Raw genomic sequence first — 21,547 nt, 5'->3', positions numbered from 1 at the left:
TGACAACCTTAAACTTTTCGTGACACCCCCCTTTAACACCTCAATTGCAGGCAGAATAAAATCAGAGCGGTGTTTATGACATTTTTGTCATTCAGCCGTCATTCATTGGCCCTTGTTGGTTTGGCAGGATAACAGCGTGCGAAGTTGTCACCGTCCAAAACAATAAAAATTTGTGCCCTTATCCTGCTGTGAGGAAACACCATGCTGATCCTTATCCTTGCCTACCTCGGTGGCGTGCTGACCATCGCCAGCCCCTGTATTTTACCCGTGCTGCCTTTCGTGTTTGCGCGTTCAGACCAATCTTTCGCCCGCACCGGCCTGCCTTTATTGGCGGGGATGGCGCTGACATTCACGCTGGTGGCGACGCTGGCGGCAGTGGGCGGCGGCTGGGTGGTGCAGGCTAACCAATATGGTCGCTGGCTGGCGCTGGTGCTGATGGCGGTGTTTGGCGTCACGCTGCTGTTCCCAAGCATTGGCGAACGCATGATGCACCCGCTGGTGTCGGCAGGAAATCGCATGACCGATGCTTTGACCGTCGGTAAGAAGCCGCAGGTCGGTACATCATTTTTACTCGGCATCGCCACCGGCCTGCTGTGGGCACCCTGCGCGGGACCGATTTTAGGCTTGGTGTTGACCGGGGCGGCGCTGCAAGGGGCTAACGTTGGCTCAACCTTGCTGCTGCTGGCCTACGCGGCGGGGGCCGTGACGTCATTGACGCTGGCCCTGCTGATTGGTGGCAAAGTGTTTAGCGCCATGAAACGCTCTTTGGGCGCAGGCGAGTGGATCCGCCGGGGCTTGGGTGCCGCAATGCTGCTCGGCGTGGTGGCAATCTCCCTCGGGCTGGATACCGGCGTGCTGGCGCGCATTTCCACCGCCTCTACGGGGGACTTCGAGCAGAGCTTAATCAATAAATTCGCTGCCAATGGCCCGGTGAAAACCGCCTCGGCCAGCACTGAAAACGGCGCACCGCTGCTGGATAACCAAGGCCCGATGCCTTCCCTCGACGGCGCTGTGCAGTGGTTGAACTCGCCGCCGCTGACGGCGGAGTCTCTGCGCGGCAAGGTGGTGCTGGTCGATTTCTGGACCTACTCCTGCATCAATTGCCTGCGCGCCCTGCCCTACGTTAAAGCTTGGGCGGACAAATATCGCGATCAGGGCCTGGTGGTGATTGGCGTCCACGCGCCGGAGTTCGCCTTCGAGCGCGACATCAATAATGTCACCAAAGAAGCGCAGAAGCTGGGCATCGACTACCCGATTGCTATCGACAACAACTACAGCATCTGGCGCGCCTTCAACAACCAATATTGGCCTGCGCACTACTTTATCGACGCCAAGGGGCAGATTCGCCACAGCCACTTCGGTGAAGGGGATTACGCCCAGTCCGAGCAGGTGATCCAACAGCTGCTGCGTGAAGCGGGAGCCAAAAACGTCACCACCACCCTCAGTCAGGTGCAGGGTCAAGGCGTCGAGCAGGCGGCGGATCAGAACAGCGCCCCACTCTCTCCAGAGACCTATTTGGGTTATATGCGCGCCGAGAACTTTGTCTCAGAGAGCGCGGTGAGCGACGCCCCGGCGGATTACACCCTGCCAACGCATCTGGATTTGAACTCGTGGGGGCTGGCAGGTCGCTGGACCATCGGCGGCGAGAACATTCAGCTGAATGGCCCGGCCGGGCGCATCTCCTACCAGTTCCATGCGCGTGATTTGCACTTGGTGCTGGGTCCGGGGAAAAACGGCAAGCCGGTGCATTTCAAAGTGTTGCTCGACGGCAAAGCGCCGGGCGCGATGCACGGCACGGATGTCTCTCCTGAAGGTGACGGCGTGGTGACTGACCAGCGTTTATATCAGCTGATCCGCCAGTCGGATAATCAGGGCGACCACACCTTCACCATCGAATTCTTAGACAGCGGCGTGACGGCTTACGCCTTCACCTTTGGTTAAAAACCTGCGAGGCAACCCGAATGCAAACGACTCATAAACAATTTTCTTCTCTGCGCCGATCCGGTGTCTGGGGCGTCTTTATCGCCATCACCGCGCTGATGTGGTGCAGCATTGCCTGGTCCTTTGGCGGCGCGGAAGAAGCCGTCGCCATTGCCCCGCCGGTGCAAATCGAAGCGCCTGCTACCACCTCGCACAGTGAAACCGCGCTGTTCGCCGGTGGCTGTTTCTGGGGTGTCGAAGGGGTATTCCAGCATGTGAAAGGCGTAACCAGCGTGGTGGCGGGTTACACCGGCGGCACGGCGTTAACGGCAGATTATGAAACCGTCAGCAGTGGCAAAACCGAGCATGCCGAGTCAGTACAGGTGACCTTCGACCCGACGCAGGTTTCCTACGGCGACCTGCTACAGGTTTTTTTCTCCGTGGCGCACAACCCTACCGAGTTGAACCGTCAGGGGCCGGACAGCGGGCCGCAGTATCGCTCGGCGCTGTTCCCACTGAGTGCATCGCAGGAGAAAGTCGCCAAGGCGTACATCGCCCAGTTAGACGCCAGCCATGCGTTTTCTAAGCCGCTGGTGACGAAAATCGAAAGCCAAAATCACTTTTATCCGGCAGAGGATTACCACCAGAACTACATGACGCTCAACCCGGACAACCCTTATATCGCCATCAACGATATGCCGAAGCTGGCTCAGTTGAAGAAACTGTTCGCCTCGCGCTATCAGGATGATCCGGTGCTGTAATGTAAGTGTTTAGCAGCAATAATAAGGGCGCAGTCGGCAATTCCGGCTGCGCCCTTTTTGTTTGGCGCGTTTAGCGCAGCCGATTAACGGCTGGCAAACTGCTGGATAAGCTTAGGTAAGTCGGCTGGCGGCGGGAATTGCTCATAGCTGTGCGCAGCAGGCGTGCTGGCCCACGGCAGCTTCTCGCTGGTCCAGGTTTCCATAAAGGGTGGCAAATCTCGCAGGTCGTCGAACATCACCGTTTTGACAATCACAATGGTTTCAAAGCCGGTTGGTCGGCTGAACAGCCAACTTTTGCAATGGCCGCAGTGATAGTGATTGGACTCTCCGTGTAGGCCGCCAATCTCAGGCTCACCGCGCGTGACGGCAAAGGCGTCGGCGGGGACTAAAGCTCCCATGGAAAACGCGCTAGAGGTCATACGCTGGCAGCCGGTGCAGTGGCAGGCGGCGGTCATGATTGGCGGGTGGGTGATGGTCAGCTCCACCTTGCCACAGCGGCAGTGGCCTCTGTGGCTAACGTTTTGTTCGGACATGGTTTTTCCTTTTCACTGCAATGCATATTCAACCTCAAGATGCTCTTAGTATTACAAACTTTTAAACAAAAGCATGGACCTAAGATTAATCGTATGAGGACGATCACGCACTGCATAAAAAGAGGCTGCCGAGGCCTACTGATAACTGACCTTATTAGTACACAAGAACGCCAGATGCACGTCGTGGCCGTCATTGCTTTCGCCGGTGATATCGTACTTACCGCCGCAGAAGTCGTGGATTTTCTTAAAGGTGTCCTGTCGGCGGCTACGCTCTAGCGGCGGCAGGATTGACGTGGTGTAACTGGCTTCGCCGGTGATGCCGCTGGCGTTGAGTGGCCGGTAAACCGACGCGCCCACTGGCTTATCAATGCTGGAACAGCCCGCCAGCAGGCAGGCGGCAATCACCAAAAGGCTGTGAGGTTTCATAATCATTCCAAATAAAGTGAGCACTCTCTAAAGAGTAGATAACGGCAGCAATCAGATTAACTTGAATTCGTCCCTTCTATCACGCTGATAGCAAAGAAAGATGTTGCGCCCCATTCCCGTATTTTTCATTCAGTGGCAATATAGTTACAAACGGAATTATTCAAATTCACAATGAGTCAAACTATCGATGCGCACCCTGCTGTTTTTGCTGAGTGGCTACCTGCTGCTGGCACTGTTTTATCTGGTGGTTAAATTATTTTCGCGCCGCACTCCCGCCCTGAATGGCTGGGGGCTGTGGACATTTATTGTGGTGTGGCTGGGCGTGGCGCTGGCGAACATGCTGGGCGGCGTGCTGCAAGCGGGCTACGGCGTGGGCGAAGAGTTACCCATTATGCTGCTGATCTTCCTGCCTCCGGCGGCGCTGGCGTTCTATCTTTGGCGTAGATCGCTGGAATAAGCCGGGCAAAATCACCTTTCCCGTCATATTGAGTGAAACGGTGAGTAATCTGACGGGTTAAGTGACTCACGTCGGCGGCATTCTCTTTATACTCATGGCTCACAGTCACGCTCTGTCGGGGGAAGTCTCGCCCCCGGCTTATAAAGGATTTACCCATGAAATTGACCAGCCAAAGTTTTGAGAATGGTGCCGCTATTCCCGGCCAATTTGCTTTTGCCGTACCGGATGCCGCTACTCATCTGACGCTTTCCAGCAATAAGAACCCGCATCTGGCCTGGAGCGACGTACCGGCCAACACCCAGTCATTCGCACTGGTATGTGTTGATCCGCACGTGCCGACCAGCCTCGACAATGTGAATCAGGAAGGCAAAGTGGTGCCCGCCTCCCTGCCGCGCGCCGACCTGTTCCACTGGGTGTTAGTCGATATTCCTGCCGACCTGCGAGACATTGCCGCAGGCAGCCACAGCGACGCCGTCACGCCAAAAGGTAAACCGGCGCTGCCTGCCGAGTCGGCAATGCGCCACGGCATTAATGGCTACACCGCGTGGTTCGGCGATGACGAAAACATGGGGGGCGACTACCACGGTTACGACGGCCCTTGCCCGCCGTGGAATGATGAAATCGTTCATGATTACGTTTTCACCCTTTACGCACTGGACATTCCACATTTGGAACTGCCAACCAAGTTCTACGGCCCGGACGCACTGGCCGCGCTGGAAGGCCACGTTCTGGCCTCCGCCAGCCTGACCGGCACTTACAGCCTGAACCCGAACGTGCGCTAAGCCTTTAGGCAGGAGAGAGAATGCAGCCTTCAAATCAAGAAAATAGCAGCGCTCCCCTGCCCGTTCAGTGGCCGGCTGACCACAGCCGGCTATTTTCCATGGCTCAGCCCTACTTGCAGCACCCACACCAAATCGCCGATTTTCGCTTTTTCGAGCCGTCGATCCTGCTGGTGCGTTCAGGGCAATTGACCCTGCGCCATCAGCAAAACGCTTTTCTCCAGCTGGATAACGCTGAGCATCTTGTAGTGGTTGCCCAGCACACTCTGACCCACGTCAGTAAGCGCCCCAGTGCCGAAAAAGGCTTTTTCTCTTCCCTCTATCTGGGATTTTCTCCCACCGTGATCGCCGCGTTTTACCGCGATCACTCGGAGCTGGTCGCAAGCCTTGCGCCACTGGCGGGCTTCAAAACTGTGCCAATGGATGATGAACTGCGCGACACCTTAGAGCACTGCCTGCGCGGCATCGGCCATGGCGAACAGCCTCTGCCCAGCCCCACCGTGCAGCAGCATCGCCTGACCGGGATTCTGATTGCGCTGGCCGAGCGCGGCGTGCTGTTTATGCCGCGATCCTCAGAACCGCTGAGCAGTAAACTGACCGCGCTGATGTCCGCCGCTCCCGAATTTGCCTGGACGGCGGCCAGTGCCAGTCAGCAGCTGGCGATGAGCGAAGCCACCCTGCGTCGGCGCTTGGTGGAGGAGCAAACCAGCTTCCGCACCCTGTTGCAGGACATCCGCATGCACCACGCCATGACCCTGCTGCAAACCACCCGCTGGAGCCTGTCGCAGATCGCCGATGCCTGCGGCTATCGCGCCAGTTCGCGCTTCTCCCTGCGTTTTAAACAGCGTTTCGGTTGCTCACCGGCCGACATACGCTAAGACACAATCCAACCATTTCCTGCGGCCTAAAAACCACATAAAAAAATGGCTCCGCGCAGTGCGGAGCCATAACCTTGTAAAATCAATTTCCCCAATGATTTATTTCATCAGAAGAACATTCTCGCCAGTTCTGCGCCCGGATCTTCGGCACGCATAAAGGCTTCGCCCACCAGGAAGCTGTTGACCTTGGCTTCGCGCAGGCGGATCACGTGTTCCCGGGTCGCAATGCCTGACTCGGTGACCACCATGCGATCTGACGGCAGCTGAGTCAGCAGGCTAATGGTGGTTTCAATGGTGGTTTCGAAAGTGCGCAGATTGCGGTTGTTCACGCCAATCAGCGGCGTGGTCAGCTTCAGCGAACGCTCCAGCTCTTCGGCGTCGTGAACTTCCACCAGCACCGACATCCCCAGCTCGTGGGCCTGCGCTTCCAGCTCCTGCATCTGAGCATCTTCCAGCGCGGAGACAATCAGCAGGATACAGTCAGCGCCCATTGCACGGGCTTCCAGCACCTGATAAGGGTCAACCATAAAGTCTTTGCGCAGCACCGGCAGGCCACAGGCGGCACGGGCTTCGGCCAGATAAGCCGCGCTGCCTTGGAAGAACTGCTCATCGGTCAGCACTGACAGGCAGGCTGCGCCGCCCTTCTCGTAAGAAGTCGCGATCTCTTTTGGAATGAAATTCGGACGAATCAAACCTTTCGAAGGGCTGGCCTTTTTCACCTCGGCAATCACCCCCGCCACGCCCGCGTCGCGCTTATTACGCAGAGCCGCCACAAAGTCACGGTGATTTTGCTGGGCAGCCTGCTCCGTAAGCTGCGCCACGGAAACCGCTTTTTTGGCAGCGGCGACTTCTTCACGCTTCACGGCGATGATTTTGGCAAGGATGTCTGACACGGTACTCTCCAGATTCAGGTGATAGGTCTTAGAAATTTTGATTATGGGTAGGGTCGGCATCGCGGATGCCTGCGCCGCAGTATATCAATCGACTGCTTCAGCGCCACTCCCCAGCTTACTGCCGATTTGTGACAAAAGTGTTCAAAGTAAACTGCTGATAAAACATTATTATTTGAATATTTGGCTGGCAAAAAACTCCCACAGTCTTGTTGCAGATAATGACACTGCGGCCATAAGCCGTGGGTCAGGAATGCGATAAATGAAAATCGGCAGGTTTACTCAGAAAATGAAACAATTTCGCCCCAGGTTACACTTTCTTCGCGCCGAAAAAAGGAACTAAATCCCTCACCCGCCACTAACAAAGACACTCCCCTACAGGTGCAAGAACTATGTTTTCCTCCATCGGTCAATCGAACCGAATTCAGTACACGCCGCAGATCGTTCGCGGTGGCATTCATCCCTTCATCAAAATCAGGCCACCGGTGAATGACCCAGTCAAAATGCTGGCGACGCTGTGTAAAGACAACAAAGTCACCTACTTGGGTGATGTCCACGGCCAGTGTTTTATTCCTGAGTTAGTGGGTAGATCGGCTAAAGAGCTGAAACAGGCCGGGGTCGATTTACTGGCCATAGAATTCGTTAAATATAGCGACAACGCGGCGTTCCGCGAAGCACTGGCTGGCGGTAAAAACGCCATCAAAAACTTCATCTACAATGCCTGGGCACCAACACAGGGCGGGGCTTGGGTCGACAGCATCGCCAGCGCACTCGCTGAAGTGCACAACGCCGGGATTGCCGTGGCTGGGATTGATCGTCATATGGCGGGCGGCGCGCCGAAAAACCCAATGGAAGCCATCAGCTACATGAACAGGCGATTAGCCTTGAATATTGCGTGGAACGCCGCGGCGGAGAGGGAGGAGCGTGCGATTGGCGCGTCAAAAACCTTGGTTTGGGCGGGCACCGGGCATTTCGTCAATAGCTTCGAAAATGGCCCTAAAGACATGCGCCCCGGCCCTGTGGTGGCCTTTGCCAACACTCAGGGAGGCACGGGCTGCTCGCTCAATGACAGAGATGACAATAGCCATATACTGATCCACTACTCGCGCCAGCCACGCGCCTAAGCAGTTTGCACAATGCCGCCACGGGCGTGGCGGCACATTTGCTGCGATCAACGGCGTTTAGACATCTTTAAAACGGCCATACAGCCCCGGATTGCTGCTGACTTTTTGGTTGTACTCGCGCACTACTGACTTTTTCCCCGCCAGCTGGCTACTGCTCATGGCATCGAAAGAGGTCGGCTGATGATAACCATCGGTATACTTCAGGCTTGGATCAGCGGACAGGCTGCGCACGTCATACAGCTGTAAGCCTTCCGCCAGATCCTTCACCAGCGCACTCGGAATAAGACGAATCTCTCAGATTATTTTCGACGGAAATTCCATTGTTCTGAACATCTTGGTGTTTCAATACCGAGATTTACATACTTTGATGATTCCATTACATCGTAGATTTTAAAGAAAGAGATAGCATCTGAATCAGTGTGTTGAGGCTCATTGAGCAGAGGGAAGCTATGCGTTTCAAATCAATATTTCTAACTACATTATTTACCATGGGCGTGGCCAACGCCGCCTTCGCCGACAGCTGCCAGAAGAACATTTTCGACGGCTACGACTGCACCTATGACAACGGCACCACCTCCACCAGCCAGAAAAATATCTTTGGCGGATTAGATACTCGTTACAGCGACGGGCGCAGCTCCAGCAGCCAAGCCAACATCTTCGGCGGCCAAGATACGCGCTTTAGCGATGGCACCACGTCCAGCAGCCAGTCGAATATATTTGGCGGACAAGACACCCAGAACAGCGACGGCAGCAGCTCCACCAGCCAAGCCAATATCTTCGGCGGCCAAGACATTCGCTACAGCGACGGCCGCTCCTCTAGCAGCCAGGAAAACATCTTTGGCGGGCAGGATACGCGGAATGATTAAACCAATCCCCCAAACAACCTCCTCCGCAATGTCTCCGGCGTTGCAGGACGGGGTTTCACCCGACCTCGGGTGGTTAATTCTGGCATGACGAACTGCACGAAATCTTCGAAACTGCCGGGGCTGATGGCGTAACCGAGGTTGAAACCGTCGACGCCGGACTGGCTTGCGAAGCTCTCTAGCTGGTCGGCAATGGAGCTTGAGCCGCCGACCAAAGTGGGATGTAATCCGCCAATACCGATGTAGCGCGCGGCTTGGCGTAGGGTCCATTGGCGACCGGCATCAATGCGCGTCAAGCTAGCGAGCGCCGAGCGGCAGGCGTCGGTTTCAATATATTCCAGCGGGCGGTCGAGGTCGTACTGTGACCAGTCGACGCCGGTCCAGGCGGAAAACAGCGCCAGCGCCGCCTCTTCGCTGATGTACTGCTGGAAATCCTCATACCGCGCCTCGGCCTGCTCATCCGTCGCGCCCGTCACCACGGTTACGGCGGCGATAAACCGCAGCGAGTTAGGGTCGCGGCCCATCTCTGTCGCCAGCGTGCGAATGGTGGCGATATCTTTGCGAATGGCCTCGGGCGTCAGCCCGGCCATAAATACCACTTCGGCATTGGCGGCGGCAAATTGGCTGCCGCGCGAAGAGGCCCCGGCCTGAAACAGCACCGGCGTGCGCTGCGGGCTGGGCTCGCTCAGATGGGCGTCCGGCACCTGATAATAGCGCCCGTGATGGTGAATCGGGTGCACCTTGGCGGGGTCGGTATAGACTCCGGCGGTTTTATCGCGCAGCACCGCGCCCTCCTCCCACGACGACTCCCACAGCTTGCGCGCCACGTCGAGAAACTCCTGAGCGCGGTCATACCTTTCATCATGAGGGAGTTGCTGATTCAGCCCCAGATTGCGCGCGGCGGAATCCAGCATAGACGTCACCACATTCCACGCCACCCGCCCCTTGGTCAGATGGTCGAGGGTGGTGAATTTCCGCGCCAGTAGGTAAGGCTGCTCATAGGTGGTGGAGACCGTGATGCCGAAACCCAAGTGACGAGTAGCCGCCCCCATGGCTGATACCAGCAGCATCGGGTCATTAACTGGCATCTGCGCGGCATGGCGCAGAGCAGCGTTCGGCTGCTGCTGGTAAACGTCCAGCTGCCCGAGGGCGTCGGCGATAAACAACGCGTCAAAGCCCGCGTCGTCCAGCAGTTTGGCGATTTCCACCCAGTAATGAATATCGGTATAACGATGCGCCTGATCCTCAGGGTGCCGCCACAGCCCGGCGGAAATATGTCCCACCACATTCATCATAAAACCAAACAAAATAAAGGGCCGCTGGCCGCTTTGATTGCTCATGCCATGCTCCTCAATGTTTCTGGCGAGCACTGAGCGCGCCCGCCGCCAGCACCACGAAAATCAGCACGCCGGAAGCCACCTGCTGCCAGTAGAAATTCCAGCCGATCAGCAGCAGCCCGTTGGCGACAAAGCTCAGCAGGATCACCCCGAGCAGCGTGCCCGGCACGTTGGCGCGGCGCGAGCTGGAGAACGTGGTACCGATAAACGCCGCGCCGATGGCATTCAGCAGGTAGGCATTCCCCGACAATGGCACCCAGGCTTTAACGTTAGAAGCCAGCATCAGTCCGACCACGCCGGCAATCACCGCGCCAAGCACAAAGGCCACGGCGGTCAGGCGGCCGACGCCAATCCCCGAGTAGCGCGCGACGCTGGCCTGCGTGCCGATAAAGGTCAACGCCCGACCGTGTCGGGTGCGATGCAGCAATAAATGCAGCGCCAATGCCAGCACCAGCACGTACCACAGCGGCAGTGGGACGCCGAGCAGCGCACCGTGGCTGATAGCCGAGAAGCCCTCCGGCAACACCTGACTCAACAAATAGATAGGCTGGCCGCCGTTGGAAGATAACTGCTGTACGCTCTGGCCGATAAACAGCGTGCCGAGGGTGGCGAGGAAAGGCTCGACGCCCAGAATCGCCACCAAAAAGGCGTTAAACAGCCCGACGCCGAGGGCCGCCAGCAGCGCGGCGAACAGCGCAATTGGCAGCGCCACCTGATGCAGCACCAGCGTCACCAGCACCAGACAGGCGAAGTCAATGGAAGTGCCAATCGACAAATCCACCGAGCCCATCGAGGTGACCAGCGTCATCGCCAGCGCGGCAATCGCCAGCGGCGCGACATTATTGAGCAACACGCTCTCAATATTGCTCAGAGTGAAAAAGCCCGGCGCGAACAGGCTGAAAAACAGCAGCAGCGCGGTAAATGTCAGAATCAATAAGGTGCGCAGCAGGTTGCCGCGCCCTTTGGCGGTGCCGGAATGGGCGACGTTTGCAGATAGCTCAGACACGGACTTTTCTCCTTTGCTGGCGCTGGCGCAGCACGGCGGTCAGCGACACTACCAGCAGGATCAGCAAACCCTCGACCCCGTTTATCCAGTAGCTTGAAATGTTGATTAACTGAAAACCGTTGGCAATCAGGCTAAGAAACAGCGCGCTCACCAGCGTCCCGCCGACGGTTGGCACCAAGCGCCGCGAGAACACCACGCCGAGCAGCGCCGAGGCGATCACCATCAATAAACTGTCATTGGCCCCCGGCGAACTGCCGCTGAGTAAAGTTACGGAAGCCAGAGAAGCAATCCCCGCCGCCAGCCCGCAAAGCACGTAACTCGCCGCCACGTAGCGCGACACCGACAGCCCCTGCGCCCGCGCGGCAATCGGGTGGCTGCCCACCGCCTGTAGCCGCAGGCCAATTGAGGTGAAGTGCGCCAGCACGATAAATACCAGCGCCACTCCGGCGAAAATCCACGCCAGCCACGGCAGCGTTAGCGGGCCCGCGCCAATCAAAGTGTCAAACAGCGGGCCGCTGACCGGCACCGTGGCGTTCTCGGTAAGCACCATTTCCAGCCCGATGGCAATGTTCATGGTGGTCAGGGTAGCCAGCAGCGGCAGGATGCGCAGCCAGACCACCGCCAGCGCATTAAGTAGCCCCAGCGCACCGCCGCTGAGCAGGGCCAACAGGATGGCGGAAGTGATGGGCGCGCCGTGACTCAGTTGGGTGGCGAACACCGCGCCGCTCAGCCCCATATTGGCCGCCACCGACAGGTCAATGCCGCCGGTCAGCGAGTGGCTACCGCCACCGCTCAGTACCAGCGTCAGCCCGAAGGCCAGCGTGCCGGTGACCACCGTCTGTTGCAGCACGTTGCCCAGATTGCCCGCCGTGAGAAATATCGGCGACAAAAACACAAACACCGCCAGCACGGCGATGATAATCAGCAGCGCGCCGCCCTGTAGCCAGTGGGCGCGGCGCTCAGATTTCGGCGCGAGCGGCGCGGCTTCGGCCACTGTCTCGCGCGACGTTAATTCACTCATGTCACCTCTCCTTCAGAGGCCAAAACTGCGTCTTTCTGCACCGCGCCAGAGGCCCAGGCGAGAATTTCATGGTGGTCGGTGTCGGCCCCTTGCAAGGATTTCACCAGCCTGCCGCGCGCCATCACCAGCACCCGGTCGCACAGCGATTGCAGCTCCAGCAGGTCGGTGGAGAAAATCACCACCAGCGCCCCTTTGGCCGCCAGCCGTTGCAGCGCCTGATAGATTTCCGCTTTCGCGCCGATATCCACCCCCACCGTCGGCTCATCCAGCAAGTAGACATGCGCGTCAGTGTTCAGCCACTTCGCCAGCACCACCTTTTGCTGATTGCCCCCCGACAGCGAACGCAGCGGCGCCTCTGGCCCCGGCGTGCGAATGCCTAAATCGGCAATATTGGCCGCCACCAGCTTTTGCTCACGGGCGCGGTCAACAAACAGCCCTTTGACCAGCGAACTCAGGCTGGTCAGGGCGATGTTCTCCCGCACGCTGAGTTCCGGGGCGATGCCGTTGGCGCGGCGGTCTTCCGGCACAAAGGCAATGCCGCGTTTAACCGCGTCGCGTGGCGAACGGGGTAAAAAAGCGTCTCCCGCCAGCTCGATCCTGCCGCTAATTCCGCTCTCCAGTCCGAACAGCGAGCGCACCAGCGCCTTGCCGCCGGAGCCTAGCAGGCCGGTGACGCCGAGAATTTCTCCACGATGCGCCGCAAAGCTCACCGCCGAAAAACGCCCCGCCGCCGCCAAATTCGTCACCTTGAGCAGCACCTCGTCGCGGCGATGCGCCTGCCGCTCGACCAGCGATTTTTGCTCGTCGCCCAGCATGTCGGTGATCAGCCGCTGGGTGGTCACTTGGCTGACATCGTGACGCGCCACGTCCTGCCCGTCGCGCAGCACGGTCACGCGCTGGCACAGTTCGCTGATTTCGTCGAGATAGTGCGAGACGTAGAGAATGGCCAACCCGCGCTGGCGCAGGGCTTTGATAGCGCGGAACAGCGACGCCACCTCATGGCGGGCCAGCGCGGCGGTTGGCTCATCGAACACCAGAATGCGCGGCGAGTGGCGCAGCGCACGGGTGATCTGCACCACCTGCTGCTCCGCCACGCTGAGGTCGCTAATCAGGCTGTCGGGGTTAATGTGCAGGCCGAAGTGCTGCTTGATGGCATCGCGGGCGATGCGCCGCAGGCGACGACGGTTGACCAGCGGCAAGCCGCGCAACGCCGTCTCTTCCCCCAGCAGCAGGGCTTCGGCGACGGTTAAGGTTGGCGCGAGCAGCCGCTCCTGATGAACAATTTCAATGCCGTGCGCCTGCGCCACGCGGGGGGAATCTATCCCCACCGCCTGCCCGGCGAGCGAGATCTGCCCGTGGTCGGCGCGGTGCAGGCCTCCCAAGATCTTAATCAGCGTCGACTTGCCCGCACCGTTGTGACCAATCAGGCCGTGGATCTCCCCCGAGCGCAGCTCGAGGGAGACGTCACGCAGTGCCGGTACGCCGTCAAACGCCTTGCTGATGTGATTAAGCGCCAGCAGTGGCGACTCATTTTGCATCGGTCTGGCCCAAGGTTTTCTGCGCCTCGGCGGCGTTTTCTTTGGTCACCACCAGCGCAGGCACGTAGGTGGCTGGCGGCAGTGAGGTGTCACCCGCCAGATAACGCGCGGCGTTCTGCACCGCCGTTTTACCAATCAGGTAAGGCTGCTGCGCCACCACGGCGGCGGCGCTGGATTTCGGATCTTTCACCAGCGAAACCACATCCGGGCTGCCGTCCACGGCGTAAGTTTTGATTTCAGAGCGCCCTGCGGCGTCTACCGCCTGCGTCGCGCCAATCTGCGGCACGTCCCACGCGGCCCAAATCGCCTGCACCGAGCCTTTCGGGTATTTGTTCAGCAGCTGGCTGATTTGCGCATAGGCATCCTGCACGGTGTTCGGGATCACGTCGCGCAGCTCAGGCTCGATGATTTTGATTTTCGGATACCATTTCAGCACGGCTTTCAGCTGGTCATAGCGCATCGCCACCACCGGCACGCCGTAGAAGCCGTTGAACACCAAAATGTTGCCTTCGCCGCGCAGGTCGTTCACCAGCTTCAGCGCCAGCTGTTCGCCGATGTAGAAGTTATCCGAGGTGGTGACGTTGATGCTCGACGGACTGGCGGTGTCCACGGTAAACAGCGGGATCCCGGCGGCTCGGATCTTCTTCAGCCACGGCTCAAGCACGGAAGCCGTGCCCAGCGTTTCGATAATGGCGTCCGGCTTTTGGGCGATTAGCGTCTGAATTTGTGAGATTTGCTGGGCTTCTTTGCGGCCGCCGTCCAGCGCAATCGGAATACCGCCGAGGCGTTTGACTTCATCCACCTGCCCCTGATAAGCCTTTAAGTCCCAGTAGTGGTCGGTGCCCGCCACGGTGATGCCGATACGCTTGCCTTTCAGCGACGGCACCTCTTGATCATCGGCATGGGCCGGGAGCGTCAGCAGCAGCATGGCGCTGGCGACCAGCGCCGCAGAGGTTTTCAACCCGTGTTGCAGCCACGATTTTTTATTGGTTTTTTGTTTTGCCATCATCTTGATTAACCCTGATTGGTGTTGTTGTTTTAAAAGTCGGCAGGTATTGGCCCGCCGACATTGCTAGAAAAAGTGCTGATCACTCGCCGTTGCCGATCTGCCAGATAAACGTCGGTTCGGCGCGGTTAACTTCCCAATCCCCGACATTGCGCGTTTTGTAGATCACCGGGTTGTGCGACGAAATGGTGCGCGCGTTGCGCCAGTGGCGGTCCAGCGACTTGCTGATGCGCGTGTCGGAAGCCCCCAGCGCGTTAAACAGCTCGGTCGCCGCGCGCGGCACTAATTCGGTGGCGATCACCTGCGCCTTGGCGGACTCCACCTCGGCAATGATATTGGCCTGCTTGCTCAAGGCTTGGTCGCCGCTGGTGTGCAGCTCAAAGGCTTTTTGCAGCGAATAGCTGGCCTGCTGTACCGCTGCGTCGACCGCCCAAGCCCAGCTAGAAAGCTGCCCCACCACCTGCAACACCTGCGCGTCGTGGCGCACCTGCTTGGCGTTGCCGTGGCTATAAATGCGCTTGCGGCTGGCGACGGCCTGCGCCGCGTCACGGGTAATGGCTCGGGCGATGCCCGCCAGCGTCACCAACAAGATTTGCTGGTAGTACGCCGTTTGGTAGGTGAAACGGTCGCTGAAGTCGTAGACGTGCGGCGCTTCCACCCTGGCCTGCTTGAAGCGGGTGCTGCCGCTGCCGGTCAGGCGTTGGCCGAAACCGTCCCAGTCGTCGTCGCGCTCGACGCCGTCCTGGTGGGTGTTGACCAGTGCAATCACGTCGCGGCCGTTGTCGGAACGCTGGGCGTAGACGTCAATCCAGTCGGCGTACAGCGTGCCGGTGCTGTAGAACTTCTCGCCGTTGAGCGTCCAGCCGTTCTCCTCGGGGGTGACTTTGGTCAGCACTTCGCCCAGTTTCAGGTTGCCGATTTCCGTCCAGCCGCTGCCCACCAGCTCGCCGTCGACAAAGCGACGGAACCAGCCGCGACGCTCCTCGCTGTCGGGCTGGTTCAGCCGGTCTTCGATAAACGCGAAGTGCGCCCGCAGCGCCTGCGGCAGGTTGGAATCCGCCTCGGCCAGCTCGGTAAGCAGCAGGAACAGCTGGGGCAAGGTGGCACCTAAACCGCCATCCGCCACCGGAATGCGCACGGTGCCGAAACCGGCCTCTTTCAGCCAGCGCAGCGGCTCCAGCGGCAGCGTGCGGCTGTTTTCGCGCTCAACAACCCCTTCGGCGATGCGGGCGAAAACCGGGCGGAAACGCTCCGCCAGTGCGAGGTATTCAGGGGTGGTGGATTCAGACATGGTGTTCTCCAATTTCTGGTTGTGAATCAATATCCTGACGGGTTGGCTCAAAGCGAATAACCAACAGGAAGACGATAGGAATGATGGCGCTCAGGGAAACTATCCAGAACATGTTGGTGCCGAAACGGGCTTGCAGGATCGGCAGGATAAACAGCGCCGCCGCGCTGCCAATGCCAGACAGCGAGCGGCCAAAGCCGACGCCGGTGGCGCGAATGTGGGTTGGGTAAGAGAGTGCTGGGTAGATCATCAACTGCGCGCCCGGCCCAAAGCCTTCGGCAAACAGCCACAGGCCGAGCATGGCGATGGCGAAGACCACGCCGAGCGCCGCCTGCGGGTGACCAATCAAGGCCAGCGCCACCAGCGCGACAAACTGCAAAGCAAAACCGGCGATGGCCACGTGGCGCGACGGGTATTTCCACGCCAGACGCATACCCAGCAGGCCGCCGGTAAAGGCAAACAGCGCGTTCAGGCCGAGGGAGGCCGAGATGGTTTCGAACACGCCCGCGCCGAGGAACTGCGCCAGAATCGACGGCAGGAAGAAGGCGATGGCGGTGTATTCAAAGGAGATACAGACGTTCATCACGCCGGTGACGATAGTGCGTTCGCGGTATGGCTTCTGGAACAACACGCGGAAACTGACTTTTGGCGGCGCTTTCCTCTCGACTTCCGGCTGCTCCGGTTTGGCCTCGTGGGCCAGAATGCCGTAAGAGTCACGCAGAATGCGCACCGCGCCGGTCAGGTCGCCTTGGTTGGCGGCCCACAGCGGAGACTCATTCATAAACTTGCTGCGCACGGCGATGATCAGCAGCGCCGGAACCGCGCCAAATAGCAGCGAGGCGCGCCACAGCCAGTCGATATGCTCTTTTGGCAGCAGGAAGTAGAGCGCGAAGATAATGAAGAAACAGGCCGATGAGGCGGCGTACCACATCGGGCACCAGGCGGCTAAGCGCGCGGCTTTATTGCCCTTGCCGGTGAATTTGGAAAACTCCGCCAGATAGGCCATCGCCACCGGCAGGTCTATCCCAACTCCAACGCCCATCAGGAAGCGCGCGCCAATCAGCACCCAGACGTTGGGCGCCAATCCGGCGGCAATCGCCGACACCACGAAGAACAGCATGTCGGCCATAAACACCGAGTAGCGGCCATATTTGTCGGTCAGCCAGCCGCCCAGCAGGTTGCCAACGATGGTGCCAATCATGATGGAAGAGGTTACCAGGCCGGTGAGCGTGGGCGTCAGGCCGAAGTCTTTCACCACGTCGTCAATGCCATAGGACAAGGTGGTCAGGTCATAAGCATCAAGGAACACGCCGCCGAGCGCCAAAAACACAATCCAGCGCGCGTAGCTGTTTTTACTGGTACTGCTATTGATCAAATTCGCCACGTCGCTGACGGAACGAACGGGTGTTGAATGCGACAGCGGAGACGTTACGTCGCCGTCAAGATTTATCGTGCTCATCATACCCTCTTGTTTTTTATTGGCAGGTGATACGAGGATTTATAGAGGGAATAAAGGCGGAAAACAAACAACAAAAATGGCTATTAAAATTAACAAATTCAATAAGTTAAATGTTAATTTCAACAAACACAAAAGCCGAATTAACCTAGGGCTAATCCGGTGAGAGCAAAGGTAAAATCCAGAATTTATTCGGCTGAAACGGGCACTAACACATCCTTCACCAGTGGGTCAGTGGTCTCTTTCAACCACTGTTGCAACCTTGGGTCGGCAAAGGCTTTTTTCAGCTTCACGATATTCTCGTCATTCAAATAAGGCGTGCCGATAACCAACTGTGAGGCGAAGGTTTTCGGCGCGGGCGGGAACAGAATGCCTTTGTCGCGCGGCACCTTACCGGCGTCGAATTCCGAGACATAGCCAATGGCGGCGTCCACCGAGTTCAGCACGCGCGGCATGGTCAGCAGGTCCAGCTCTTTGAACTTGAAGTTGTGCGGGTTCTGCTTGATGTCTTTCAGCTTGGCGGTGCGCGGCTCGACCGCCGGATCCAGCCCAATCAGGCCAATGCGTTGCAGCAACCACAGCGCCTGCCCCTGGTTGGCGCCGTCGTCCGGCACCACGATCAGCGCGCCGTTTGGCAGGTCAGACACCGAGCGGTAGCGATCGGAGTAGATGCCAAAGGCCCACTGGAAAATCGGCAGAGCCGAGGTCAGCTGGAACTTGTTAGCATCCACCACCTGCTTGAGCCACCACTGGTGCTGATACACCGTCGCGGCGTACTGCCCTTCCGCCACCGCGCGGTCAGACTGCACCGGGTCCTGCAAGCCGACGGCCTCCAGCTTGATGCCGTAATCCGGCGCGATGTGCTCACCCACGTACTGAATAATGTGCTCTTCCCCGGCCATCGCCGGTTCGAAATGCACTTTCAGCGTAGTGCCAAAGGTCACGGCCCCGCTCTTCTGCGACGCGAAGTGCCAACCCAATCCGGCAATCACCACCACTGCGATGGCGGCCACTGGCCACGGCCAGCTTTTCTTCTTTTTAATTTCAAAATTGTGCTGTGTCATGATGCGTATGATCCCTTGGAGTGTTGCAACGCGGTGACCAAACGATCACCAATAAATTGAACCAGTTGAATGGTAGCGATCAGCACCACGATGGTGGCGATCATGATGTGGTTGTCGAAACGCTGATAGCCGTACACCACCGCCAGATAGCCAATACCGCCCGCGCCGATGGTGCCCGCGATAGCCGAGTACTCAATCATTGAAATCACATTGAGCACGATGGCCGCGACGATGGCGGGCAAGGCTTCGCTTAGCTGGGCGTAAACGATGATTTGCCAGGTTGAGCCGCCGGACACCAGCCCGACCGCCGTGACTTCAGACGGCAGTTCGCGCAGGGCGTTTTCCAGCAGGCGGGCGAAAAACGGCGTCCCGGCCACGACCATGGGGATCACCGCCGCCGGGATGCCGATGGTGGTGCCGGTCAGCCAGAAGGTGAACGGAATGATCGCCGCCATCAGCACCAGAAACGGCAGCGATCGCCCCATATTGACTATCCAGCTCAGGGTGCGGTTGATCCCCGGACGCGGAAACAGCCCGCGACGCGAAGTGTTAAACAGCACAATACCTAACAGCCCGCCGAGGGTGACCACAAACAGCATCACGATGCCGACCATCAGCCAGGTTTCCAAATAGGCCGGAAGCATCAGCGTATGCAGCTGGCTCCACGGCGTGTCCTGACTCATTACATCCACCGCGGGCTTCATACCGCCTCCTTGAATTCGCTTTGGCTTTCAATCAGTTCGGCATTAATTCCCAGCTGGTAAAGCTGCTGAATCAGCACCTGCAAGCCAACCGGACGCTGGTTGAAGCGCACGCCAACCCGCATTCTTCCCGCCAGTCTCTCCCCCACTTGCTCGACGTGGGCCGCCAGCACGTCCACCTGAATCTGATGCTGCTGGCTGACCTGACTGATCCAGTCGGTGGCAATCGCCCGGTCGCCGTAGGTCAGCTGCAATTGCAGGTCGCCATTGGCCGCCAGCGGCTGCAACGGAAACAGCTGCTGGCCGATGCGTGAACCCGGCGTCGCCAGCAGTTCACGCAGTGAACCTTGTTGAAGCAGCTGGCCGTCGCGAATTTCCGCCACGGCGTCGGCGGCGCGGCGCACCACGTCCATCTCGTGAGTGATTAAAATGATCGACAAACCAAACTGATCGCGCAGTTGCTTGAGCAGGGTCAGAATCGAGGTAGTGGCGTCAGGATCCAGCCCCGAAGTGGCCTCATCCGCCAGCAGCACCGAGGGCTTGAGCGCCAAGGCGCGGGCAATGCCGACGCGCTGGCGCTGGCCGCCGGAGAGCTGCGACGGGTAGTAGTGCGCCTTTTCGCTCAGGCCGACGCTGTCCAGCAGTTGGCCGACGTGGCGCATGATGTCGCCCGGCACCACGCCCAGCCACTCCAGCGGCAGCGCGATGTTTTCCCACGCGGTTTTGCGTTGCAGCAGCGCCGACGACTGAAACACCGTGCCAATGGCGCGACGCTCGCGGCGCAGGGTTTCCCCGGAGAGCCGCGACAGATCTTCGCCATTGACGCGAATGCTGCCGGAGGTCGGCTTTTCCAGCAGGCTAATGCACTTCGCCAGCGTGGATTTCCCCGCGCCGCTCGGGCCAACCACGGCGGTGATTGAGGCGTCGGGCACGGTGAGCGAAATGCCTTTCAGCACCTCGACCACCTTGCCACCCGGCGCGCCGTACTGTTTATGCAGATTGTCGATTTCAATCATGACGCCACCTCGCCCCCGACCGGGATTTCGCTGTTAGAGGTGCGACGGTAGCTGGCGCCCGGATGCGGAGCCGCCAGGCGCGGGCCTGCGCCGAACAGTTTTTCGCGCAGGGTGCCTGGCTGGTAATCCTTCTTGTAGACGCCGCGCTTTTGCAGCTCGGGGATCAGCAGTTCTACCACGTCAGTAAAGCTTTCGTGAGTCACGGCGTAGGCCAGATTGAAGCCATCGACGTCGGTCTCTTCCACCCAGCTTTGCAGCTCGTCGGCCACGGTTTCCGGGCTGCCGACCAGCAGCGGGCCAAAGCCGCCGATACCCACCCAGTCGGCCAGCGCCTGCACCGTCCACTGGCGATCGGGGTCGGCGGTAGAGAAGGTTTCCACCGCCGATTGAATGGCGTTGGTGTGGATGTGCTTGAGCACCTGATCCGGCTGGTACTGGCTGAAGTCGATGCCGGTCCAGCCGGAGATCAGCGTCAGCGCGCCTTCATAGCTCACCCAGCTTTTGTATTCATTCCATTTGGCCTGCGCGGCTTTGTCGGTTTCGCCGACGATCACCGTTTGCAGGTTGAAGATCTTGATGCTGTAAGGGTCGCGGCCCAGCGCGGCGGCGCGCTGGCGGATATCTGCCACCAGCTTTTTCAGCAGCACTTTGGACGGCGCGGCGACAAAGACGCACTCGGCGTGTCCGGCGGCAAAGTCTTTACCCCGGCTCGACGCCCCGGCCTGATACAGCACCGGCGTGCGCTGCGGCGAAGGTTCGCACAGGTGAATGCCCGGCACCTGGAAGAAGGTGCCCTCGTGGTTAATTGGGTGGATTTTGCTCGGGTCGCTGAAAATACGGCGCTCGCGGTCGCGCAGAATCGCGCCCTCTTCCCAGCTGCCTTCCAGCAGTTTGTACACCACCTGCAGGTATTCGTCGGCGTAGTCATAACGCGCGTCGTGATCGGTTTGCGCCTTGTAGCCAATGTTGCGCGCGCCGCTCTCCAGATAAGAAGTGACGATATTCCAGCCCACGCGGCCTTTGGTCAGGTGATCCAGCGTCGAAAGGCGGCGTGCAAAAGGATACGGGTGCTCAAACGATAGCGAGGCGGTCAGGCCAAAACCGAGATGCTCAGTCACCAGCGCCATCGGCGTCACCAAGGCCAGCGGGTCATTGACCGGTACCTGTGTCGCATGGCGAATCGCCGCGTCATTGCTGCCGTTGTAGACGTCATACACCCCGAGCACGTCGGCGATAAACAGGCCGTCGAACTTGCCGCGCTCCAGCAAACGCGCCAGATCTGTCCAATATTCCAGATCCTTGTATTGCCATGAACGGTCGCGCGGATGGGCCCAAAGCCCCGGCGACTGGTGGCCGACACAGTTCATATCAAATGCGTTAAGGCGAATTTCACGTTGCGATGACATAGCGTTACTCCATTGGAGACGTGGTCCGGCCGAGCCGCCCGCGTCCTCATTTTTATGTTTAAAGGGATAGTTCGAAA

The 21,547-nt window shown here is 58.9% G+C and carries 22 protein-coding genes; 7 read left to right on the top strand and 15 right to left on the bottom strand.

Translation table 11 applies throughout. The features are described 5' to 3' along the window. The first annotated feature begins 201 nt into the window (after positions 1 to 201). Together ACT3RR_RS00375 and msrA are read left to right on the top strand one after the other, a co-directional pair. Positions 202 to 1,941, top strand: a complete 1,740-nt coding sequence (locus tag ACT3RR_RS00375) for a cytochrome c biogenesis protein DipZ (RefSeq protein ID WP_496199528.1) — start codon at positions 202 to 204, stop codon at positions 1,939 to 1,941. A gap of 20 nt (positions 1,942 to 1,961) precedes the next feature. After that, on the top strand, positions 1,962 to 2,681 hold the full coding sequence (gene msrA, locus ACT3RR_RS00370) for a peptide-methionine (S)-S-oxide reductase MsrA (RefSeq protein ID WP_496199527.1): 720 nt from the start codon (positions 1,962 to 1,964) through the stop codon (positions 2,679 to 2,681). Positions 2,682 to 2,764: 83 nt separating this feature from the next. Here the strand turns inward: msrA and ACT3RR_RS00365 are convergent, their stop codons facing one another. After that, positions 2,765 to 3,214, bottom strand: a complete 450-nt coding sequence (locus ACT3RR_RS00365) for a GFA family protein (protein ID WP_496199526.1) — start codon at positions 3,212 to 3,214, stop codon at positions 2,765 to 2,767. Between the two features lie 135 nt (positions 3,215 to 3,349). Further along, positions 3,350 to 3,640: a hypothetical protein gene (locus tag ACT3RR_RS00360; RefSeq protein WP_396130124.1), complete on the bottom strand. Its 291-nt coding sequence runs from the start codon at positions 3,638 to 3,640 to the stop codon at positions 3,350 to 3,352. A 187-nt stretch (positions 3,641 to 3,827) separates the two neighbouring features. Between ACT3RR_RS00360 and ACT3RR_RS00355 the strand changes: the two genes are divergently transcribed. The 3 genes from ACT3RR_RS00355 to ACT3RR_RS00345 all read left to right on the top strand — a co-directional run bounded on the left by ACT3RR_RS00355 (position 3,828) and on the right by ACT3RR_RS00345 (position 5,754). Further along, positions 3,828 to 4,097 (top strand): hypothetical protein, encoded by a 270-nt coding sequence (locus ACT3RR_RS00355; RefSeq protein ID WP_154146284.1) that lies wholly within the window; start codon positions 3,828 to 3,830, stop codon positions 4,095 to 4,097. A 155-nt stretch (positions 4,098 to 4,252) separates the two neighbouring features. Then, positions 4,253 to 4,879, top strand: coding sequence for a YbhB/YbcL family Raf kinase inhibitor-like protein (locus tag ACT3RR_RS00350; protein WP_396130121.1), 627 nt, complete (start codon positions 4,253 to 4,255; stop codon positions 4,877 to 4,879). Between the two features lie 20 nt (positions 4,880 to 4,899). Beyond that, the gene (locus tag ACT3RR_RS00345; RefSeq protein ID WP_485901774.1) at positions 4,900 to 5,754 is read left to right on the top strand and encodes a helix-turn-helix transcriptional regulator; all 855 of its coding nucleotides are present in this window, start codon (positions 4,900 to 4,902) and stop codon (positions 5,752 to 5,754) included. Between the two features lie 107 nt (positions 5,755 to 5,861). Here the strand turns inward: ACT3RR_RS00345 and trpC are convergent, their stop codons facing one another. Then, positions 5,862 to 6,647: an indole-3-glycerol phosphate synthase TrpC gene (gene trpC, locus ACT3RR_RS00340; protein ID WP_496199525.1), complete on the bottom strand. Its 786-nt coding sequence runs from the start codon at positions 6,645 to 6,647 to the stop codon at positions 5,862 to 5,864. A gap of 389 nt (positions 6,648 to 7,036) precedes the next feature. On the opposite strand from trpC, the gene ACT3RR_RS00335 reads away from it, so the two are divergent. Further along, positions 7,037 to 7,768: a Type III secretion system effector HopBA1 gene (locus ACT3RR_RS00335; RefSeq protein WP_496199524.1), complete on the top strand. Its 732-nt coding sequence runs from the start codon at positions 7,037 to 7,039 to the stop codon at positions 7,766 to 7,768. A gap of 57 nt (positions 7,769 to 7,825) precedes the next feature. Here the strand turns inward: ACT3RR_RS00335 and ACT3RR_RS00330 are convergent, their stop codons facing one another. Then, the gene (locus tag ACT3RR_RS00330) at positions 7,826 to 8,035 is read right to left on the bottom strand and encodes a hypothetical protein (RefSeq protein WP_496199523.1); all 210 of its coding nucleotides are present in this window, start codon (positions 8,033 to 8,035) and stop codon (positions 7,826 to 7,828) included. Between the two features lie 182 nt (positions 8,036 to 8,217). On the opposite strand from ACT3RR_RS00330, the gene ACT3RR_RS00325 reads away from it, so the two are divergent. Next, positions 8,218 to 8,634, top strand: a complete 417-nt coding sequence (locus ACT3RR_RS00325; RefSeq protein WP_496199522.1) for a hypothetical protein — start codon at positions 8,218 to 8,220, stop codon at positions 8,632 to 8,634. Here the strand turns inward: ACT3RR_RS00325 and ACT3RR_RS00320 are convergent. The 11 genes from ACT3RR_RS00320 to ACT3RR_RS00270 all read right to left on the bottom strand — a co-directional run bounded on the left by ACT3RR_RS00320 (position 8,631) and on the right by ACT3RR_RS00270 (position 21,470). After that, positions 8,631 to 9,971, bottom strand: a complete 1,341-nt coding sequence (locus ACT3RR_RS00320; protein WP_496199521.1) for an LLM class flavin-dependent oxidoreductase — start codon at positions 9,969 to 9,971, stop codon at positions 8,631 to 8,633. The genes ACT3RR_RS00325 and ACT3RR_RS00320 overlap by 4 nt on opposite strands. Before the next feature lie 10 nt (positions 9,972 to 9,981). Then, positions 9,982 to 10,974 (bottom strand): ABC transporter permease, encoded by a 993-nt coding sequence (locus ACT3RR_RS00315; RefSeq protein ID WP_496199520.1) that lies wholly within the window; start codon positions 10,972 to 10,974, stop codon positions 9,982 to 9,984. After that, the gene (locus tag ACT3RR_RS00310; protein WP_496199519.1) at positions 10,967 to 11,995 is read right to left on the bottom strand and encodes an ABC transporter permease; all 1,029 of its coding nucleotides are present in this window, start codon (positions 11,993 to 11,995) and stop codon (positions 10,967 to 10,969) included. Before ACT3RR_RS00310 ends, ACT3RR_RS00315 begins: the two co-directional genes overlap by 8 nt. After that, complete coding sequence (locus ACT3RR_RS00305; RefSeq protein ID WP_496199518.1) at positions 11,992 to 13,533, bottom strand: sugar ABC transporter ATP-binding protein; 1,542 nt, start codon at positions 13,531 to 13,533, stop codon at positions 11,992 to 11,994. The genes ACT3RR_RS00310 and ACT3RR_RS00305 overlap by 4 nt, the downstream gene beginning before the upstream one ends. Further along, the gene (locus tag ACT3RR_RS00300; protein ID WP_496199517.1) at positions 13,523 to 14,542 is read right to left on the bottom strand and encodes a sugar ABC transporter substrate-binding protein; all 1,020 of its coding nucleotides are present in this window, start codon (positions 14,540 to 14,542) and stop codon (positions 13,523 to 13,525) included. Before ACT3RR_RS00300 ends, ACT3RR_RS00305 begins: the two co-directional genes overlap by 11 nt. Positions 14,543 to 14,621: 79 nt before the next feature. Next, positions 14,622 to 15,830 carry an acyl-CoA dehydrogenase family protein gene (locus ACT3RR_RS00295; protein ID WP_496199516.1) on the bottom strand — a complete coding sequence of 403 codons (1,209 nt, stop codon included), beginning with the start codon at positions 15,828 to 15,830 and terminating at the stop codon, positions 14,622 to 14,624. Next, the gene (locus ACT3RR_RS00290) at positions 15,823 to 17,286 is read right to left on the bottom strand and encodes an MFS transporter (RefSeq protein WP_496199515.1); all 1,464 of its coding nucleotides are present in this window, start codon (positions 17,284 to 17,286) and stop codon (positions 15,823 to 15,825) included. The genes ACT3RR_RS00295 and ACT3RR_RS00290 overlap by 8 nt, the downstream gene beginning before the upstream one ends. A 185-nt stretch (positions 17,287 to 17,471) precedes the next feature. Then, the gene (locus tag ACT3RR_RS00285) at positions 17,472 to 18,347 is read right to left on the bottom strand and encodes a MetQ/NlpA family ABC transporter substrate-binding protein (protein ID WP_496199514.1); all 876 of its coding nucleotides are present in this window, start codon (positions 18,345 to 18,347) and stop codon (positions 17,472 to 17,474) included. Continuing rightward, entirely contained in the window at positions 18,344 to 19,051 is a 708-nt protein-coding gene (locus ACT3RR_RS00280) for a methionine ABC transporter permease (RefSeq protein WP_496199513.1), read from the bottom strand. The genes ACT3RR_RS00285 and ACT3RR_RS00280 overlap by 4 nt, the downstream gene beginning before the upstream one ends. Then, positions 19,048 to 20,064 carry a methionine ABC transporter ATP-binding protein gene (locus tag ACT3RR_RS00275; protein ID WP_496199512.1) on the bottom strand — a complete coding sequence of 339 codons (1,017 nt, stop codon included), beginning with the start codon at positions 20,062 to 20,064 and terminating at the stop codon, positions 19,048 to 19,050. Before ACT3RR_RS00275 ends, ACT3RR_RS00280 begins: the two co-directional genes overlap by 4 nt. Next, positions 20,061 to 21,470 (bottom strand): LLM class flavin-dependent oxidoreductase, encoded by a 1,410-nt coding sequence (locus tag ACT3RR_RS00270; RefSeq protein ID WP_100937868.1) that lies wholly within the window; start codon positions 21,468 to 21,470, stop codon positions 20,061 to 20,063. Before ACT3RR_RS00270 ends, ACT3RR_RS00275 begins: the two co-directional genes overlap by 4 nt. Positions 21,471 to 21,547: the final 77 nt, after the last annotated feature.

Origin of the sequence: Ewingella sp. AOP8-B2-18 (assembly GCF_052376015.1) — a bacterium.
In the GTDB taxonomy this organism is placed as follows: Bacteria; Pseudomonadota; Gammaproteobacteria; order Enterobacterales; family Enterobacteriaceae; genus Ewingella; species Ewingella allii.
The sequence above is the reverse complement of the archived record's forward strand: the minus strand, read 5'-3'. Positions and strand labels throughout refer to the sequence as shown.

Bases quoted from the DNA above. Each gene is read 5' to 3' on its own strand.
- ACT3RR_RS00375 (WP_496199528.1), top strand. From the start codon at position 202: ATGCTGATCCTTATCCTTGCCTACCTCGGTGGCGTGCTGACCATCGCC.
- msrA (WP_496199527.1), top strand. From the start codon at position 1,962: ATGCAAACGACTCATAAACAATTTTCTTCTCTGCGCCGATCCGGTGTC.
- ACT3RR_RS00365 (WP_496199526.1), bottom strand. From the start codon at position 3,214: ATGTCCGAACAAAACGTTAGCCACAGAGGCCACTGCCGCTGTGGCAAG.
- ACT3RR_RS00360 (WP_396130124.1), bottom strand. From the start codon at position 3,640: ATGAAACCTCACAGCCTTTTGGTGATTGCCGCCTGCCTGCTGGCGGGC.
- ACT3RR_RS00355 (WP_154146284.1), top strand. From the start codon at position 3,828: ATGCGCACCCTGCTGTTTTTGCTGAGTGGCTACCTGCTGCTGGCACTG.
- ACT3RR_RS00350 (WP_396130121.1), top strand. From the start codon at position 4,253: ATGAAATTGACCAGCCAAAGTTTTGAGAATGGTGCCGCTATTCCCGGC.
- ACT3RR_RS00345 (WP_485901774.1), top strand. From the start codon at position 4,900: ATGCAGCCTTCAAATCAAGAAAATAGCAGCGCTCCCCTGCCCGTTCAG.
- ACT3RR_RS00335 (WP_496199524.1), top strand. From the start codon at position 7,037: ATGTTTTCCTCCATCGGTCAATCGAACCGAATTCAGTACACGCCGCAG.
- ACT3RR_RS00325 (WP_496199522.1), top strand. From the start codon at position 8,218: ATGCGTTTCAAATCAATATTTCTAACTACATTATTTACCATGGGCGTG.
- ACT3RR_RS00320 (WP_496199521.1), bottom strand. From the start codon at position 9,971: ATGAGCAATCAAAGCGGCCAGCGGCCCTTTATTTTGTTTGGTTTTATG.
- ACT3RR_RS00310 (WP_496199519.1), bottom strand. From the start codon at position 11,995: ATGAGTGAATTAACGTCGCGCGAGACAGTGGCCGAAGCCGCGCCGCTC.
- ACT3RR_RS00305 (WP_496199518.1), bottom strand. From the start codon at position 13,533: ATGCAAAATGAGTCGCCACTGCTGGCGCTTAATCACATCAGCAAGGCG.
- ACT3RR_RS00300 (WP_496199517.1), bottom strand. From the start codon at position 14,542: ATGATGGCAAAACAAAAAACCAATAAAAAATCGTGGCTGCAACACGGG.
- ACT3RR_RS00295 (WP_496199516.1), bottom strand. From the start codon at position 15,830: ATGTCTGAATCCACCACCCCTGAATACCTCGCACTGGCGGAGCGTTTC.
- ACT3RR_RS00290 (WP_496199515.1), bottom strand. From the start codon at position 17,286: ATGAGCACGATAAATCTTGACGGCGACGTAACGTCTCCGCTGTCGCAT.
- ACT3RR_RS00285 (WP_496199514.1), bottom strand. From the start codon at position 18,347: ATGACACAGCACAATTTTGAAATTAAAAAGAAGAAAAGCTGGCCGTGG.
- ACT3RR_RS00280 (WP_496199513.1), bottom strand. From the start codon at position 19,051: ATGAAGCCCGCGGTGGATGTAATGAGTCAGGACACGCCGTGGAGCCAG.
- ACT3RR_RS00275 (WP_496199512.1), bottom strand. From the start codon at position 20,064: ATGATTGAAATCGACAATCTGCATAAACAGTACGGCGCGCCGGGTGGC.
- ACT3RR_RS00270 (WP_100937868.1), bottom strand. From the start codon at position 21,470: ATGTCATCGCAACGTGAAATTCGCCTTAACGCATTTGATATGAACTGT.